At 47.7% G+C, this 18,877-nt stretch carries 10 protein-coding genes; 4 read left to right on the plus strand and 6 right to left on the minus strand.

Annotation, left to right across the window (positions count from 1 at the left end; translation table 11 throughout):
• Positions 1 to 29 precede the first annotated feature (29 nt).
• Together H6F98_RS15420 and H6F98_RS32790 are read right to left on the minus strand one after the other, a co-directional pair.
• Positions 30 to 905, minus strand: a complete 876-nt coding sequence (locus H6F98_RS15420) for a TauD/TfdA family dioxygenase (protein WP_199348535.1) — start codon at positions 903 to 905, stop codon at positions 30 to 32.
• A gap of 60 nt (positions 906 to 965) precedes the next feature.
• A complete protein-coding gene (locus H6F98_RS32790; RefSeq protein WP_199348538.1) occupies positions 966 to 6,476 on the minus strand; it encodes a non-ribosomal peptide synthetase in 5,511 nt (1,836 codons plus the stop codon).
• An 885-nt stretch (positions 6,477 to 7,361) separates the two neighbouring features.
• Here H6F98_RS32790 and H6F98_RS15435 point away from each other — a divergent pair.
• From H6F98_RS15435 to H6F98_RS15450, 4 genes are all read left to right on the plus strand, one after another.
• A complete protein-coding gene (locus H6F98_RS15435) occupies positions 7,362 to 10,100 on the plus strand; it encodes a TonB-dependent receptor domain-containing protein (protein WP_192219588.1) in 2,739 nt (912 codons plus the stop codon).
• Positions 10,078 to 11,340: an ABC transporter substrate-binding protein gene (locus H6F98_RS15440; RefSeq protein ID WP_192219589.1), complete on the plus strand. Its 1,263-nt coding sequence runs from the start codon at positions 10,078 to 10,080 to the stop codon at positions 11,338 to 11,340. The genes H6F98_RS15435 and H6F98_RS15440 overlap by 23 nt, the downstream gene beginning before the upstream one ends.
• A complete protein-coding gene (locus H6F98_RS15445) occupies positions 11,340 to 12,665 on the plus strand; it encodes an MFS transporter (protein WP_242058555.1) in 1,326 nt (441 codons plus the stop codon). The genes H6F98_RS15440 and H6F98_RS15445 overlap by 1 nt, the downstream gene beginning before the upstream one ends.
• Positions 12,666 to 12,754: 89 nt before the next feature.
• Positions 12,755 to 14,884: an acylase gene (locus H6F98_RS15450; RefSeq protein WP_192219590.1), complete on the plus strand. Its 2,130-nt coding sequence runs from the start codon at positions 12,755 to 12,757 to the stop codon at positions 14,882 to 14,884.
• Here H6F98_RS15450 and H6F98_RS15455 read toward each other — a convergent pair.
• The 4 genes from H6F98_RS15455 to H6F98_RS15470 all read right to left on the minus strand — a co-directional run bounded on the left by H6F98_RS15455 (position 14,862) and on the right by H6F98_RS15470 (position 18,848).
• Positions 14,862 to 16,517 (minus strand): AarF/ABC1/UbiB kinase family protein, encoded by a 1,656-nt coding sequence (locus H6F98_RS15455; protein WP_192219591.1) that lies wholly within the window; start codon positions 16,515 to 16,517, stop codon positions 14,862 to 14,864. The two genes, H6F98_RS15450 and H6F98_RS15455, sit on opposite strands and share 23 nt — an antisense overlap.
• A gap of 122 nt (positions 16,518 to 16,639) precedes the next feature.
• On the minus strand, positions 16,640 to 18,016 hold the full coding sequence (locus tag H6F98_RS15460) for an aldehyde dehydrogenase (RefSeq protein WP_192219592.1): 1,377 nt from the start codon (positions 18,014 to 18,016) through the stop codon (positions 16,640 to 16,642).
• A gap of 233 nt (positions 18,017 to 18,249) precedes the next feature.
• Positions 18,250 to 18,459, minus strand: coding sequence for a hypothetical protein (locus H6F98_RS15465; RefSeq protein ID WP_192219593.1), 210 nt, complete (start codon positions 18,457 to 18,459; stop codon positions 18,250 to 18,252).
• A gap of 134 nt (positions 18,460 to 18,593) precedes the next feature.
• Complete coding sequence (locus H6F98_RS15470; RefSeq protein WP_192219594.1) at positions 18,594 to 18,848, minus strand: hypothetical protein; 255 nt, start codon at positions 18,846 to 18,848, stop codon at positions 18,594 to 18,596.
• Positions 18,849 to 18,877 lie beyond the last annotated feature (29 nt).

Below are 18,877 nucleotides of genomic sequence, written 5' to 3' on the forward strand. Positions count from 1 at the left end.
TATCGCAAAACAAGATTTATTTGATGTTTTCAAGGCGAACCGTTAAGGTAGCTTAAGGCAGAAAAAACCTGTCGTTTTGTATCATCAAATGCTGTGCGACCGTGCAAAAACCTTGAGTTGTCAATCATGACTAAATCACCGCTCTGCCATCGTATGACTTCCATCAATCTATTCATGACAGTCTGAATTTCCTCGATAACTTCATCAGGAAACGGTAAACCATCTTCAAAAAAGACTGTTTTATTTCTGTGATTATATAGAATACTATTGGCAAATGCATATTGGTTGCTGAACTTAGTTTTTACCACAGCCGAACAGGTATATTCCATATAGATAGAATGGTCATCCTTGATTAGGTAATTTACTCCATCAAGGTCATTCAGCGCCCGCTCGACATCAGCAATTGTGGTGTCTGAACCGAAAAATATTTTCCAAGCTATAGCTGGAAAATGGTGTTTAAACTTAATCTTCTTGGAAAGAAACAGTTGTCTCACCTCTTCACTCAACTCTTCCCAAGCCCGTACTCCATCCCAGAATAAAGTTTCTCCATTCTGGGCAGCAGGAACACCACAGCAAAACCAAACAACATCAGGGCGAAAGGGACTACTAGCATGTTCGCAATGAGGGGGGACATAATCCATTCCTTCATCTACCAACTGAACAAACCCGTTGCCGCTGGAATCAACAATTCGCCTTGCTGGCTCTAGAACAAACCTAGAACTAAATTTTTCGGAAAATGCTCTCATCTGCGTAGGAGTAACCCCAAACCTACGAAACAGAAGAACACCAGATGGCTCGAACAGATTTAAAACTTCCTGGACTGATAAAGTCAGAAGATCTGTGTGATTTTCACCATATATTATTTTCGCAGAGCTGGTTCCTAACGATTCAATTTTCATCATCATGCTCACCACCCAAAGTTAATCTTTTTACTTTCTAATAAATTTTCAAGTCTAATGACTTTCCTATTGAAGGTTTTTTGGCTTGAACAAAAATTGTTTTCGTCGGTTGAGCGCCTCTATTTGCTTCTGAATCCGATTCTGCGTCTGCTCAAAAGAAGGTTGTCCCTCTGGTTTTTGACTTAAATACTGTGCTAAGGAGTTGATGGTTGGGTTTTGAAATAGTTCTACAACTGATAAATCTCGATTCAGAACTTTCCGTAGTTTGCGATTAACCTGAAGTATCAGTAATGAATGACCGCCGAGGTCAAAAAAATTGTCATTGACACCCACCTTCTCCACGTTCAGCACTGTTCGCCAAACGCTAGCGATCGCTCTCTCCGTCTCAGAACGCGGAGCTTCATACGCTGCTGCTAACGTCGGACGCAAGCCATCGGTAGCAGGCAAGGAACGGCGAGCCACTTTCCCGTTGGGCAAGAGCGGCAAGGTATCTAGAAGCACGAAGACAGAAGGCAGCATATACTCAGGCAGTTGCCCTTTCAGATAGTTTCGCAATTCACTGGTCGTGGGTGTCCGAGCTTGATTGGAAACGACATACGCCACCAATTGTTTTTCACCAGGTTGATCTTCTCGTACCAGAGCCACAACCTCTCTCACCGCCGGATGTTTGACCAACACCGCCTCAATTTCTCCCAGCTCGATCCGAAAGCCCCTGAGCTTGACTTGGTGGTCAATCCGCCCCAAAATTTCGATACTTCCATCAGGTCTGTAGCGAGCCAAGTCCCCCGTTTTGTACAGTCGTGCCTTGGGTTCATCACTAAATGGGTTCGGAATAAACTTCTCATCAGTCAGCCCTGGAAGGTTCAGATAGCCTCGGGCGAGACTGTCACCACCAATATGCAGTTCGCCTGGAACGCCAATGGGAACTAGTTGCAGATGAGGGTCTAAGATATAGATTTGCGTATTGGCAATGGGGCGACCTATAGGAACAGTTTGTTGCTCACCCTTGCGCTTACAAGTCCAAAAGGTTGAATCGATGCAAGCTTCAGTAGGTCCATAGAGATTGTGCAAGGACGCATCTAGAGAAGCAAAGAAGCACTCTTGTAGCTCGACAGGCAAAGCTTCACCCCCGCAAAAGACTCGTCTTAGAGAGTTACAGGTTTCGAGTCTCCCCTCCTCTAGGAGCATTCTCAGCAAGGATGGTACAAGCTGAAGAGTAGTAACCTTCTGCTCAGCAATCACTTTGGTTAGATAAACACTGTCCTGATGGCCTCCTGGTCGAGCTACGATTAACTGCGCTCCTACTAACAACGGTGCGTAGAACTCCCAAATCGATGCATCGAAGCTAAACGGAGTTTTCTGTAGGACTTTGTCTGTCTCACTCAAGGGGAAGGACATCTGCATCCAGAACATGTGATTGCAAATCGCTCGGTGAGAGATCATCACTCCCTTCGGCCTTCCTGTAGATCCGGAAGTGTAAATCACATAAGCCAAGTTTTCGAGCTTGACCTCGCTGACGGGATTCTCCTCACTCTGAGTGAGAGTTAGTTCCCAACAATCTTTATCTAAGTAAATTACATGCGCTTGATGCTCAGGGAACACTGCCTCTAACTTCTGCTGAGTTAACAGTACCGATGCTTGTGAATCCGATAACATGAAGCTCAACCGCTCTTTAGGATAGGAGGGGTCTAGTGGTACATAGGCTCCACCTGCTTTTTGGATAGCTAAAAGCCCAATTACCATTTCCAAGGAGCGCTCTACGCACAGACCTACTAGCACCTCTGGTTTCACGCCCAACTGTTTCAGATAGTGTGCTAGCTGATTCGCTCGATTGTTTAACTCTTGGTAAGTTAGTTGCTGGTTCTCAAAGACTACAGCGATCGCATTTGGTGTTCGTTCTACCTGTGCCTCAAATAGCTGATGGATACATAAATCTGTGGGATACTCCGCCTGTGTATCATTCCAAGCAACAAGCAGTTGATGCCGCTCCGCTTCCGACAACAGTGGCAAGTCCGAAAGCCGTTGGTCGGGATTAGAGACAATGCCTAAGAGCAAGTTCTGAAAATGCCCCAACATGCGGGTGATTGTCGCAGCCTCAAACAGGTCAGTATTGTACTCAAATGAGGCAATTAATCCTTGCTCTGTAATGTCAACAAACAGGCTTAAATCAAATTGCGCCGTAAACGTTTCTACGTTTAACAGGCTCAACGCCAATCCAGGAACCTCCTCCAACTGCGGAGCCTCCCGAAGCGCAAATGACACCTGAAACAGTGGCGTATAGCTGGCATCCCTTACGGGTCGCAGCGCCTCTACGAGTTGGTCGAAGGGCAAATCTTGATGAGCATAGGCTCCTAAAGCTATCTGACGCACTCGACTGAGGAGTTCCCGAAAACTGGGGTTGCCTCCCAGGTCGGTTCGCAGCACTAGAGTGTTGACAAAAAAGCCAATCAATGAGCTGAGTTCTCTACGGTTACGGTTGGCAATTGGTGAGCCTACAGAAATATCATCCTGTCCTGTATAGCGGTAGAGCAACGTCTGAAATGCTGCCAGGAGTACCATGAATGGTGTGACACCCTCTTGGCGGGATAGCACTTGGATCGCATCAGCTAGTGATTTGGGTAACTCCAGCGATTGACTCGCCCCTCGATATGTTTGAACAGCAGGTCGCGGGTGGTCTGTAGGCAGTTGCAAAACTGAAGGAACACCGTTAAGTTGTTGTTTCCAGTAGGCAAGTTGAGTTTCCCGTAACTCTCCCTGAAGCCATTGCCGCTGCCAATAGGCAAAGTCAGTATACTGAACGGGCAGTTCCGGTAGAGGTAAGAGACTGCCAGCTAAGAATGCCTTGTAGAGAACTGCCATCTCTCGAATGAACACCTCGACCGACCACTCATCACCGATAATGTGGTGCAAGGTCAGCAGCAGTACGTGTTCCTGTTCACCCAAGCGCAACAGCTTGACCCGCCATAACGGTTCTCGCGTCAGGTCAAAAGGCTGCTGGGCTTCCTCGGTAGCGATACGCTGTACTTCGGACTCATGCCAATACTGTTCGATTAACCTCTCCCCCAGCCCCTCTCCTTGCAGGAGAGGGGAGTATTGCTCCCCCCTTCCCTTGTAGGGAACCGGAGCTTTAGTGAGGAGGGTAGGGGGGGTTAGGTCGGCTTTATCCGAACAGTATCGGGACTCATGCTCCAATTCGAGAAGTTGTTGGCAATCCACCACTGGTAGAGTCACTGTCACAGAAGGAGCAATGACTTGAACGGGTTGACCTTCTGCAATGCTAAAGCTAGTTCGCAGTGCTTCGTGTCGCCGCACAATTTCATTAAAACTCCGCTCCAGCGCCGTCACATCCAGCGAACCCTTTAGGCGAATTCCCACAGAAATGTTATACGCGGGATTGCCTTTCTCCAACTGGTCGATAAACCACAATCGCTGCTGGGCGAAAGAAAGAGGATGAACGGCAGAGGTTTTCTCAACTCGGTCGATGGACAGCGATACGGGCTTCCAATCCGCTGCTGTCACTTGCTTGAGGACTTTTGTTGCTAGTTGGGTAATGCTAGTACCCTCAAAGAAATCTGCGATCGCAACCTCTACCCCAAAATCAACCTCAATTCGGTTTTTTAGCTCGAAGACCATTAACGAATCAAGACCAAAGCGGCTTAAAGGTGACTGACAATCGATCGCAGACAGCGCTACTCTCAACACTCGCGCTACTTGCTCTTGAAGATAAGACTCCAAAAGCTGTTGGCGTTCCTCTGGTTCTACTGTCAGTAGGGTTTCACGGGTTAGACTCCTCTCGTTGTTTACAACAATAGAAGTATCTAGAATACTGCTAGCGATCACATCCAGTTCGCCTGCTAGAAACTTGCCTCGACAAGCGCGACGCTGAATTTTGCCACTGGAGGTTTTGGGAATGCTCCCAGGCTTAATTAAAACCACTCCATAAACTTGCACTTCATGTTCTTCAGCCACTGCCTGACGAATGGCAGCGATGACTTCCTCAACATCCGGCTTCTGGCGAAACTCCAATTCTTGTACCACCACCAGCCGTTCTTCACCCTCAACCTCAACGGAAAGGGCTGCACTACTGCCCAATCGCAAGGCTGAATGGCTGCGTTCTGAAGTCAGTTCAATATCCTGAGGGTAAAGGTTGCGACCGCGAATGATAATTAAATCTTTAACTCGACCCGTAACAAACAATTCCCCATCATGCAAAAAGCCTAAGTCTCCAGTTCGCAAAAAAGGCTCTTTCTTCGCAGTTTTATCCGTATCTGATGGGTAAGCTCGAAATGTCTGCTCTGTTTCCTCCAGGCGATTCCAATATCCTTGCCCCACACTAGGGTCGGATACCCAGATTTCACCGACCTCATCAGGTTGGCAACGGGTTAATGTTTCAGGATGAACGATCGCAATTTGCTGCTCTGGCAGGCTTTGACCGCAGCTAACCAAGGTGCGAACGTCCTCGTTATCAGCATCAGCTTCGATAATCTGATTGCATTCTAAAGCATCTACTCGGACAGTTTTGACAGTCGGCGGAGCGCTTTTGAGGCTACCGGAAACCATCAACGTTGCCTCTGCCATCCCGTAACAAGGATAGAAGGCTGAAGGACGAAAGCCGCAACGTGCAAATTTTGCACAAAATCGCTCTAGAGTATCCTGCCGAATCGGCTCAGCACCGTTAAACGCTACGTCCCAACTGCTTAAGTCCAGCGTATCGAGTTGCTCTGGTGTAATTTTATGAATACATAGTTCATAGGCGAAATTGGGCGCACCGCTTGTCGTGCCTTGATACTGTGAAATCGCCTGCAACCAGCGGTAAGGACGCTGAAGAAATGCGGCTGGAGGCATTAAGATGCACGGGAAACCCCCATACAGTGGTTGCAAGATGCCACCGATAAGTCCCATGTCATGGTAAGCTGGCAGCCACGAAATAAATTTACTGCTGGGCGAATGCTCCATTACGCGGTAAGTCATGGCGGCATTGTGTAGCAAATTGCCATGACTCAGCATTACCCCTTTGGGTGTTCCTGTAGAACCCGATGTGTATTGCAGAAATGCTAATGTATCTTTTTTTATAAACGGCTCTTGCCAATTCTCTTCTATCCCACTCGCCAGGTTATCCGTCGTCAGCCACTGTAAATTCCCCAAGTCAGCTTTTTCAGTGAGGAGGGATTGCACCTTGGAGTGAACTGCTGTTGTCGTGAGTGCGATCGCCACCTGTGCATCTGCCAAAATCACTTGTATTCTGGGCGTGTTGCGTTGGTTCCGAGGTGGGTAAGCTGGAACCGCGACGACTCCTGCATACAAACACCCGAAAAATGCAGCCAGATAATCGAGTCCTGGGGGATAAAGCAATAAGGCAGGTTCGCCACTTAAACCCAAAGCCTGAAGTTGAGATGCAATCGCTCGACTGCGCCGATCCAATTCTCGATAGGTTAGCTGTTCGCCTTCTGTTTCTCCATCCGGCAAAAAGGTAAAAGCCAGTTGTTCGGGTTGGTATAAAGTTCTTTGGCGCAGAAGATCCACCCAAGTTGAGCCGTTGTGGAGGATTTCTGGATATTCATTGAAAGATTGAGTCATATTACTTTCCGTACTCGACTCGATGCAATCCTGACGTTTTGAATCCGGCGACCTAATTCAACCCAATTCCGTCAAGGCTAAGAAGTATTGATTTAGCGATAGCGAAGCGCTGCTGCGTTCGCGTAGCGTCTCCGACAGGAGAAGCGCAGATCACATTCGCTGGCAGTTATACTATTTCACTTTTAGTGCGCTATACATTTGTCTCGTCAATCCCTTGTATTAAAGGAAAATAAGAAAAGTATCTACAGGAAGTATTTAGTGAATTTGTATCACTGAGCGCAGTGGGAAAATGCCAGAACTGTTAGCAAAAGCTTTTAGCTAAGGCTCCCTACTAGGAACCTGGATGCTTGAACCAGCATTCGGAACAGGTCTTTGTTCACTTCAATATGCTTTAGCTTGGCAGTGTGAGTCTGCAACTCTACGGGGTTGCACTACTGTTGTACTGTTTTTTAGTCTTGTGAACCTATGCAGTCAAGGAAAAACTTGCAAGATAGTGACCTCAGGGTCAAGGTGTTTCCTGATGAGGTTTTTAGTTGAGGTCTTCCATGAGCTTGTTGATAGTTATTTTCGATTAGACTTCGTTAAGATACAGCAATTCTTTTAATCTCGTCAAGGAGTTATCAGAACTTTTATTTTTAACCTATTCAAATTTAGACAAGAAGTTACCGCAAAAGGCAATTGGTACAAGCATTACACACTTTCAAAGGCTGGGTGTACAGATTATAGTTCTTGGCAAAGTAGGGATACTATACAAATCTTCATATCCTTCTCTTGACCTTAGTAACATTACCGTTTTATTCTGAGCGGGTGCTATTGAGAATAATTATTAAAACCTTTAGGGAACAATCAACACTCGATTGCCCCTATTGGGGGTGAGGAGAAGTCATGAAACTGTATCTACCGTTTTCAATCATTGCACTGCTCAGTATTGGCATTATGCCGCCAGTGCTGGCAGAGCCTTTGAGCGTTTCGGCTCAGCCTAATCCCAACCAAGCTTTAGGGACAGCAGTGCCAGATGGGGAGATGGAGAAAAGTTCTCCCCATGCTTCCAGTTCTCAATTCCCAATGACGACGATTCCCCGTCTTAGCGAGATAGAGTTTCCCCTTACCCGTGCGGAGGGGTTATTTCAGGAGTCTGTGCCAAACTCAGCAGGTTCATCACCAGTCGCTCAGGTCGAGTCGGGTGTTGCACAAGTAACAAGTGTACGACTTAACCCAACAGACATCGGCTTTGAAGTCATTTTAGAAACCCAAGATGGAGACTCGCTAGAAGTCGAAACCCGAAGTGAGGGCAATAGCTTAATTGCTGATATCCCCAATGCCGTGCTAGTGCTTCCAGAGGGTGACGAGTTTCGCGCAGACAACCCAGCAGAAGGAATTAGTTCTGTCAGTGTGACTCAGCTCGATGCGAATAGTATCCAAGTTGCCGTCATTGGAGAGACGGGAACGCCGACGGTGGAGGTGATTTCGACTGAGAGCGGTTTGGCTCTAAGTTTGGCTCCAGTGCTAGAGGATGGGGAAGAAGAGCTTATCGGAGATGGGGAAGAAACAGAACTTGAGATTGTAGTCACTGCAACGCGCACGGCACAAGAGTTACCAAAAGTGCCGCGATCGGTGACGGTAATTACCCGTGAGGAGATCGAGCAACAAGCCACCCTTACAAGGGACGTACAAGACATTCTCGCTCAAACCGTTCCTGGCTACGGACCCCCTACGGAAAGGGCTTTCACTGATACAACCGCTTCTTTGCGAGGTCGTGCCCCTCTAGTTTTGATTGATGGTGTCCCTCAAAATACGAATTCTGGTAATTTTGGCAGACAGCTACAAACAATCGATCCAGCTTCCATCGAGCGCATTGAGGTGGTGCGCGGACCAAGTGCGATCTATGGTCAAGGAGCAACTGGGGGTGTCATTAACATCATTACGCGAAAGCCCAATGAGGAGCAACGGCTGAGAACTACGGTAGAAGTTGGTGTCACGGCTGCATTAGGAGAGTTGGAAGCAGAAAGTTTTGGTAACTACCAAGAGTATGGTCTTGAGGTCAATGAAGGCGATGTTGACTTGGTGATTAATCTATCGCGGGACGATGTTGGAGCAAGTTTTGATGCCGAAGGCGATCGCCTTGCCATTAGACAGGGGATAGATGAAAGCGAAACCTTCAACCTACTCGGTAAGGTGGGATGGGACATTAATGACCAACAACGCTTGGAACTGAGTGCTAGTCACTACTCTACTGAACGAGATACCAACGCGATCTCAGACCCTAGTATTAACAATATTCCTGGCATCCAAAAGCCTCGTGCCATCGTTTTTGAAGAGGGCATCGACTTCATTGGAACTTCCCCGCAAAGCGATCGCAATTCTGCCCTCAACCTCAATTACACGAACGAGAATATATTGGGCAGTCGGCTTGGGTTGCAAGCTTACTTCCGAGATAACAAAGTTTACGCAGATGCCCGCGATAGCCGTAGTGCCGATCAGGGTATTAATCAAGGGGTTGTCGAAGCCGAAAATTGGGGAGCACGGTTGCAGATTGAGACACCTTTTAACTCAGAGGAAACGATCAGCCTGCTTTGGGGTGCTGACTACGCAAATGAGGAAAACTTCTTTTTTAGGAATCTTTTCGACCCTGAAGAGTTCGATAGCAGTGGCGGACGGGTATTAGAAAAAATTGGTGAGGTGACTGTCGTTCCCCCTTATGATGTCGAAAACCTAGGTTTGTTTGCCCAACTGCAATGGGACGTGAGCGATCGCGTCGCTCTAAGTGGGGGGGCGCGTTACGATCGTTTTGATGTTAGCGCTCCTAGCTACACTACTCTTTTCGGTGACCAGGCTGAAGGCGGCAAACGTAACTTTGATGATATTGTCTTCAATGTCGGTGCAGTCTATCAAGCCACTGATGAAGTAAGTTTGTATACCAACTATGCTCAGGGCTTTTCAGTTCCCAATCTGGTCGATGTTCTATTTGCTCCACCTGCCGGATTTAACTTTGAAAGCAGCGTGCGGGATCTGGAACCGCAAAAGGTCAACAATTACGAAATCGGGGTACGCGGCAACTGGTCTGAGGTGCAGGTGTCTTTAGCTGGGTTTTTCAACGAATCCGATTTGGGCGGAGTCATCATACCTAACGGTAATATCTTTGAACTTATCCGTGCTCCAGAGCGAGTTTACGGCGTAGAAGCAACTCTCGATTGGCAGCCCGGTGGCGGTTTTTCACTAGGTGGTACGTTGGGTTGGTCAGAAGGAGAGGTCGATCTTCCTGATGATGATGAAGGGTACTTAGCTCTCGGAACCGATCGCATCCAACCGTTGAAGCTGACGGCTTATGTCGAGCATCAAACTACTCCAGGTTGGCGGAATCGGCTTCAGGCTTTGTTAGTTGGCAGTCGTGATCGCGCTTTTGACGACGGAATCGATCGTTCACCCGTCGAGAGCTATGTCGTTTTGGATTATCTTGGCAGCATCCAAATTGGTCCTGGAATGCTCCAAATCGGCATCCGGAATTTGCTCGACAATCAATATTTCCAAGCCTACGACCAATCACTAAGGAGGATCGGTTTTGAGAGTTTTGTCAGTCCAGCCAGTGGCAGAACCATAAGTGTTGGCTACCGCGTTAGCTGGTGATGCAAGGATTGATACCGAGTTGCGTTCAAAGATAGTAGATGGGGATATGGGGAGAAAGAGAAAATTCACGAGAGGTCTGACCCCTCCCCTAGCCCTTCCTCTAAGAGGAGAGGGGAGTTCTGCTCCCCCTTCCCTGCACGGGAAGGGGGTTGGGGGGTTAGGTTTTTCAAATTCGCCAACGGCTTCATGCCATTCGCCAGAGCCTAAATTGACCCTGAGGATTATCCAACTGTGCCTGTTTGCACTGCTTGCCTTTGGGCTAGTCTGTGCTTGCAGCGGCAGTTTATCCCAAGATTCTGTTTCTACTGGCTCGCAGTTATCTGAATCCGTGAAGGCTGCACCCCACGATGGCGATTCTCCAAAGACACAAGAGCGGCTGGAATCTTCCTGCCGAATGGTCAAGCACGCTCTGGGTGAAACTTGTGTCCCCGCTCATCCCCAGCGAGTTGTGGCGCTGGTTAGTAATGCAGTCGTTAATCTTTTGTCTTTGGGCGTTCAGCCTATCGGTGCAGTGTCAAATGTGCCATCATTTGTACTCGACAAACTCAAGGATGTTGAGATTCTCGGCTACAGCGAACAAGTAAACCTTGAGAAAATTCTCCTTTTGAAGCCTGACCTGATTCTGGCTCAAAAATGGAACGCCGAGCCAGTTTACGATAAGCTCTCGAAAATTGCGCCCACTGTTATTACCGATTTCAGAATTGGTGAATGGAAGGAAGCGTTGGCGCTACACGCCGAGGCGCTGGGAATGACCGATAAGGCAAAACAATTGATGGCTCAGTACGACGAGCGTATAGAACGCTTTAAAGCTCAGATGGGAGAGCGGCTGAAGCAAACAAGCGTTTCACTCATCGGTGTTTATCCGGAGGGGATATTCATCTTCTTCCAGAATTCCTTTGGCGGCACAATTTTGCAAGACATCGGTTTACCTCGTCCACCTGCTCAAGTTCGGGACAAGAGCAGATTGATTGGCGAGAGGATTAGCAAGGAGCTGATGCGCTATGGCGATGGGGATGTCATATTGGCGTGGAGTTACAGCGATACTCTAGCAACCGTGCGATCGGCGCGAGAGAATCTGAATCGGCTTAAGTCAGACCCTCTCTGGTTGAAATTGGACGCAGTTGAGCAAGGTAGGGTTTATCAGGTGGAAGACCATTGGACTATTGGTAGCCCTCTGACAGCCAACCTCGTCCTCGACGACTTGTTTAAGTACCTAATCGAGGAGCGAAGCAAGATGTGATGAGGATAACAAGACAGCTTGCTAGTCTGCGTACCTTCCTCATCATCTGGAGCGGTCAGACTGTCTCAATTGTCGGTAGCTACATGACCACCTTTGCCCTTACCCTGTGGGCTTGGGAACTCACGGGGCAAGCAACAGCATTAGCCTTGGTTTATTTCTTTAACCGTCTAGCAAACGTCTTGATTTCGCCCTTGGCTGGGATGATTGTCGATCGCTGGAACCGTAAATTACTGCTTGTTGCTTGTGACGCGGCAGTAGGACTTTCCACACTTATCATCCTCCTGCTCTATCTGACAAACAACCTGCAAATCTGGCATATCTATGTAACCAGCACAATCAACGGTGCGTTTAGTTGCCTTCAGTTACTTGCCTACTCGGCCTCAGTCTCGCTGCTAGTTCCCAAGGAGCAATATAGTCGCGCCAGCAGCTTGGATTTCCTAGCGAGTTACGGTGCCGATATTATTGCCCCTGCTCTGGCAGCGTCTTTCTACTATGTCATTGGTCTGAGCGGAATTTTGTGCATTGATTTCATAACATTTGCGATCGCAGTTACAACACTACTCCTCGTGCCAATTCCCCAACCTCCCCGCACTCCGACAGAACCGCACCCCCAAAAGAACATCCGAAAGGAACTTTTCTTCGGCTTCCGCTACATCTTGGCGCGTCCCAGTCTGATGGCACTGGTTGTAGTAATGTCGGCGTTCCAGCTAGCTCATGACTTTGGCGCTGCTGTCTATTCGCCAATGGTTCTTGCCCGCTCTGATAATAATGCCACCGCATTAGCAAGCGTGTCGATGGCAGCAGGTGTGGGTGGCGTGTTTGGAGCGTCGCTCATGAGTACTTGGGGGGGACCAAAGCGCCGAATCCATGCCGTACTCATGAGCATGGTGGGGGCAGGCTTGAGCAAAACCGTATTTGGATTGGGTCAGAACCTGTCGATTTGGGTTCCAGCACAGTTCTGTTCCTCTTTTAATTTCCCGTTTCTTGGCAGTTGCTCTCAAGCGATTTGGTTGAGTAAGGTAAGACCTGATTGGCAAGGGCGAGTGTTTGCTGCGAGTTCCATGAGCGTGATGGTTACTTCACCCATCGGCTACTTGCTCGGCGGCTCTCTGGCGGATTACGTCTTTGAACCAGCAATGAAGCCGGGAGGAAGTCTCGCTCCCGTGTTTGGTGGACTATTCGGCACGGGGGCAGGTGCAGGGATGGCACTACTATATGTGTTCTGTGCTATCTGCATGTTGCTAATTGGCTTGGCCGGGTATGCTTTCCCAGTGTTGCGGGATGTGGAGAAGGTAATGCCTGACCATGATGCTGCTGTTGGCTAGTGCAGGCTCTTGCCTAATTAATTTCGACACGTAGCTACTGCACAGGAAGTTTAAATTGTCAATTTATATCAAAGATTGTTTAAAAATAAATGTTCTCTGTACTGTCAAAACAAACTGGTTTTAGAAGGCGATCGCTTCGACTCCTCCTGCTTTTTAGTCTCGTCTTTACCTTACTCACAGGCATCCACAGCCTTGCTGCTGAGTCGAAAAAGACAAAAATTCTTTGGGATACTTACGGTGTACCTCATATCTACAGCCAGAATTCAAAGGAACTGTTCCACGCCTTTGGGTGGGCGCAGATGCAAAGTCACGGGAACCTGATTTTGCGTCTCTACGGGCAAGCACGGGGACGAGCAGCAGAATACTGGGGTGAAGATTACTTAGAGTCAGATCGGTGGGTTCAAACAATGGGAGTTCCCGATCGCTCTCGTCAATGGTACGACAGGCAAAGCCTAACCTTTCGCGGCTATCTAGATGCCTTCGCCAACGGGATTAACGCCTATGCCAAAGAACATGCCGAGCTAATTGATGATGAAGTTGAGACTGTGCTGCCAGTGAGTGCAGTGGATATCCTGGCTCACCTCCAGCGGGTGCTTCATTTCACGTTTGTTGTCAATCCCGATGACATAGAAGACATTAGCGAAGAGCAGTCTGCTAGATCTGCGTCTGAGCAAAAAATGGGTTCTAATGGTTGGGCGATCGCACCTTCCCAATCTGCCAGTGGAAACGCGATGCTGCTGGCAAACCCACACCTGCTTTGGTCTGATTTATTCCTTTGGTATGAAGCCCAACTGACTGCCCCAGGTATCGATGCCTATGGAGCATCACTGGTCGGTATCCCCGTTTTAAACATTGCATTCAACGATTATCAAGGCTGGACTCACACCGTAAACACCCATGATGGATGGGATGCCTACGAACTGACACTAGCAAATGGAGGATACCAGTTTGACGGTAAGGTTCGAGCCTTTGAGACAGAAGAAAAACCCCTTAAAGTTAGGCAGGCTGACGGCACTCTACGTCAAGAACCATTAATAGTACGACGCTCCGTTCATGGGCCAATTGTTGCCGAGAAAGACGGCAAAGTCATTGCCTTACGGGTCGTCGGACTTGACCAGCCTGGGGCATTGGAGGAATGGTGGGATATGGCGCGGGCCAAAAACCTGGTTGAATTTGAAACTGCTCTCCAGCGCTTACAGATTCCGATGTTCACTGTGATGTATGCAGATCGAGACGGACACATTCTGCATCTATTTAATGGTCAAGTGCCAGTCCGAAGTCAAGGCGATTTTGAATCTTGGTCGAGCATCATTCCTGGCAACACATCGGCTACGTTGTGGACGAAACTTCACCCCTACCGCGATTTACCCCGCGTAATCGATCCACCAAGCGGCTGGCTACAGAATGCCAACGATCCACCCTGGACAACAACATTCCCATCCGCAATCAATCCGGATAACTATCCAGCCTACATGGCACCACACAGTTTCATGGGGTTCCGACCCCAACGTTCTGCTCACATGCTTGCTGAGGATAAACAAATTTCCTTCGAGGAAATGGTCGAGTACAAGCACTCGACACACATGGAACTAGCTGATCGCTTGCTCGACGATCTAATTGCTGCTGCACGACAGCAGGGTGGAGAGTTGGCGCGGCGGGCGGCTGATGTACTCAGCGATTGGGATCGTAAGGCTGATGCCAATAGCCGTGGTGCAGTACTTTTTGCCTTCTGGCAGCAAGCTGTAGATTTCTCCAACTTGTTTGCCATTCCTTGGGATGAGAATGCCCCATTTGCGACACCTGATGGTCTTGCCGATCCAACTAGCGCTGTGGCAGCACTGGAAGCCGCAGCTACTAAGGTCGAGGCTGCTTATGGAGCGTTGGATGTACCGTGGGGAGACGTTTTCCGCTTACGTGTTGGCGACATGGATTTGCCTGCTAATGGGGGTGCCGATGACCTCGGTCTTTTCCGAACGCTTTGGTTTGTGCCATCAGAAGACCAGCGTTTTGAAGCTATTGGCGGAGAGTCCTATGTTGCCGCGATCGAATTTTCTAACCCAGTCCGAGCAATGGCGCTGACGAGTTACGGCAATGCCACTCAACCTGGCTCAGTCGGTAGGAGCGAGCAGTTGAAGCTGTTTGCGAGTAAAAAGTTGCGTCCTGTTTGGCGATCGCGTCAGGAAATAGAAGCTCATCTTACTTCACTCGTCCGCTTCTAATCATGCTGATTATCAACCACAAGCCGATTACACTAGCCACCACAAAGAGACTACCGCTCACCCAAAAGAAAATTGGATTACTGGGAGCTTGGGAAAAAATCATTGCAGCACCAATCAGGATAGCCGCTGTCACGATCCCGAAGGTTAGTTGATTACCTACACTATGGAGACTACGGCGAATTGGGTCAAGTCCTCGCACTGCTATGTTCCATTGCAATGTTTCAGAAGTCACCCGATCTAATAACATCTCCAACTGGCGAGGAGCCTCTAGAGATAGGGATTTGATATCGAGCGCTGCTCTTAAAAGGTCTTGCAGGGGAGCATGTCCAATTAATCGTTGCCGGAATAAATCTGCCATTAGGGGTTTAACTTGCTCGATTAAATTGAAATCAGGGTCGAGTTGGCGAGCTACCCCTTCTAGATTGGCAAGAGTCTTGGCATACAATCCCATGTTGCTGGGAACACGAATTTTGTGTTTCTGGGCAATTTGCAACACTTGATAGGTCAACTGGCTAAAGTTAATTTCCGCTATGTTTAGGTTGTAGTAACGTCGTAGCAATCGGTCAAAGTCATTTTCTAAGTGAGCAAGATTCACAGGGATAGTAGACTCTGCCAGTTCCAGCGTTAATTGGCTACACCGCTTGCTATCCAAGTTTGCGATCGCCAAAATCAGTTCTATCAAAATTTGTTGAGTGCGGGGGTCTAAACGACCCATCAAACCAAAATCAATTAGAGCAATACGCCCTGGTTCAATGTAAAACAGATTTCCGGGGTGAGGGTCAGCATGAAATATGCCGTCGATATAAAACTGTTGAAAATAAGCTCTAACAATTAAATCGGCAAGGGCTTGGCGTTCGGCTTTGGCATTGCCCCCATAGTTTGTCCCTCTCATGTCTGCCTGTAACAGGGGAACGCCAGTCAGCCACTCCATAACGAGTAACTTTTCACTCGTCAAATCCCAATAAATTTCTGGAAGAACGAGCTTTTGCGGATCGAACCAAAAACTCTTGGAGAGATTGCGTCGTAGTGTGTCAGTGTAACTGGCTTCTTGGGTAAAATTTAGCTCAGCCCGCAAGGCACTCGCGAATTCCTCAACGACAGAGACTAGATTGTAATACTGCCCCACAGCCGTGCGATTGACCAATCGTGCCAAGCCGCGAAGCAACCTAATATCTTGCTCAACAACTCTATCAATGCCTGGGCGTTGAATTTTTAATGCCACCTCACGTCCATCAATAAGCCTAGCGCGATGAGTTTGTGCGATCGATCCGGCGGCAACAGGTTGGTGATGAATAATGCTAAAAATTTGCTCTATTGGTTGAGAAAGCTGCTTGCGGATAATCGCTTCTACTGCTTCCCAAGCCACTGGTGGGACTTCAGCTTGCAGGGATGTTAAGGCTTCAATATAGGGTGGGGGTAACAGGTCGGGGCGCGTACTAAGCAGTTGTCCAAGCTTAACGTAGACAGGGCCAAGCTCCACCAATATATTACATAGCACTAATGGGGGGGGTAGTGAAGGTTCTTCAGTTTTCCCCCCAAGGAGAAGTCCTCGCATATAACCCCAACCGTGCCGGAGGACAACGTTAACAATTTTTCTTTGACGAGAGCTAGTTTGGGAAAGACCTGAAAACACACACCTCTACCTGAATGGGGTTTCATTGGGATGAACAGGTGAAACATAGCCTGTTTGCTCCCGCGAGAGCGAGATTCCCCTTTAAGACTACCCGGAAATAACAAGACCTTTCCTTAAAACTTTTACCCGATAATCCGCTTGATGAGTTTTAGCTTGCCTTGATAAGGAGCATAGCGCCAATCTAGATCAAGTAAAAATGATCGCTTCAATACACTCTTCGGGTGTGAAAAGGTATCAAAACTTGCCTTGCCATGATAGCTGCCAATACCGCTAGAACCAACACCACCAAACGGCAGTTCCGAGACACCCACCTGCATCACCGTGTCATTAATACAGACTCCCCCAGATGAGGTTTCCCGTAAGACTCGTTCCTGCTTCTGCTGATCTTTGGAGAAGAGATACAAGGCTAAGGGTTTTGGACGCTCATTAATTTTAGCGATCGCATCTGACAAATCTGAGTATTCCAGTACTGGCAGAATTGGCCCAAAGATTTCTTCTTGCATTATTGGTGTATCCCAATCCACCCCATCAATGACAGTAGGAGCAATGTATCGTTCCTCTGGATTAATTTGACCCCCGATGTAAGGTTGACCCTCGTTCAAAAATGAAGCAAGCCGTTCAAAGTGCCGTTGGTTAATAATCCTGCCATAATCAGGACTTTTGGCAGGGTCATCGCCGTAAAATTCTTGGATGCACTGTTTGATGCTAGTCAACAGGTCATTTTTAACGGTGCGATCCACTAAAAGGTAATCCGGGGCAATGCAAGTTTGACCCGCATTGATAAACTTGCCCCAAGCAATCCGTTTGGCAGCGTGTTCTATATGGACATTTGAATCCACAATACAGGGACTCTTGCCACCTAATTCTAGAGTTACAGGTGTTAGGTGTTTGGCTGCCGCCTCCATGACGATTTGACCAATTTTCGTGCCACCTGTGAAAAAGATGTGGTCAAACTTTTCGGCTAGGAGTTGTTGGCTTGTTTCCACATCACCTTCAATAGAGGTGATATAGCTAGGGTCAAACGTTTTTTCGGTAATCTGGGTGACGATGCGGGAGGTATTCGCTGCAAGTTCTGAGGGTTTAAGAATCGCGCAATTACCTGCTGCGATCGCACCCACTAAGGGAGAAATCATCAACTGAAACGGGTAGTTCCAAGGGCTGATGATCAGCACGACTCCCAGCGGTTCAGGATAAATGCAGGCGGAGGAGGGAAATTGCTCAATAGACGTGCTGACTTTTTTGGGCTTAACCCAAGACTTGAGATGCTTGATGGCGTAATCAATCTCTCTAACTACACCAATCTCAGTCGCATACGCCTCAAATTCAGGTTTGTTGAGGTCAGCATTAATCGCTGCAAGGATTGCGGCTTGGTTGTCTACAATCGCTTGCTTGAGACGCTTAAGCTGTTCTAAGCGAAAAGCAACATCTTTCGTTATGCCAGTTGCAAAGAATTGGCGTTGTTGTTGAATGATGTCACTGATTGGTGAGAGCGTTAACATCTTTGTCTCCTAAATCTGACCTACAGCTATGGACGCAGCGTATTGCCCAGCACCACCAATGTATCACGGTGTCCATCATCCAGATTTTAGGAGAAAACTCAGAGAATGCAAGTTGATAACGCAAGTGATTAAGTGAGATGCCTCGTGCAGCCCACCAGAAATAAGTAACCCGTTAACAACGGAGCCAAAAGTAGAAAGTATAAGTCTTTGTTCCTTCTGCCCTCTGCCTTTTTTTAATACCCATTAATGTCTGCTTCATCGAGGAGAATGCTTGCCTCGTTGCCAACTCTATCAAAATCAGGGTTTTGTTCCATCTCCATCTCAACAACATAAGTCCAGGTATTTGAACCAGCCTGATAGCTTTTGATTCTGCCTAAGCTGCCAGCAAAGCGGATTCTTTGATTCCTTGTAAATTTTGGTGTTGCTATTAAACTTGAACTCATTGATTTTCAACCTCCTTATTACTTATTTAATTTTTGCGATCGCCTATTATTTCCTTGCGCTAATCCTCCCCTGTGCCAAATAAGCAGCTTAACGTTTTCTTGAAAGCCAAGCTTTTTGAGAGAAACAGTAGGAACTAGACTTTCAATTCGAGTTCTGCTGATTTTTGTAAACTATAGGCTTGGGCATTGGGCACTATAGTCCAGCCATTCTTAATTAATCTTTGATAGGTTGCCCATCCTTTAGAACCCTGTGGCATCGTGTAGTCAGAAACGAAATAGCTTGAACAAGCTGTGTAAGGTTTCCAAGGTTCATTGGGATAATTCCGTAAGTGTAAGACCTTTTCTTCACCTGCTCCAAGAACAGGTAACCAACACATTTGACCAGGCATGTTGAACTCCTTCTATTCAAATTTAGAAA

This window comes from Microcoleus sp. FACHB-SPT15, assembly GCF_014849525.1.
Classification (GTDB): domain Bacteria; phylum Cyanobacteriota; class Cyanobacteriia; order Cyanobacteriales; family Coleofasciculaceae; genus Symplocastrum; species Symplocastrum torsivum.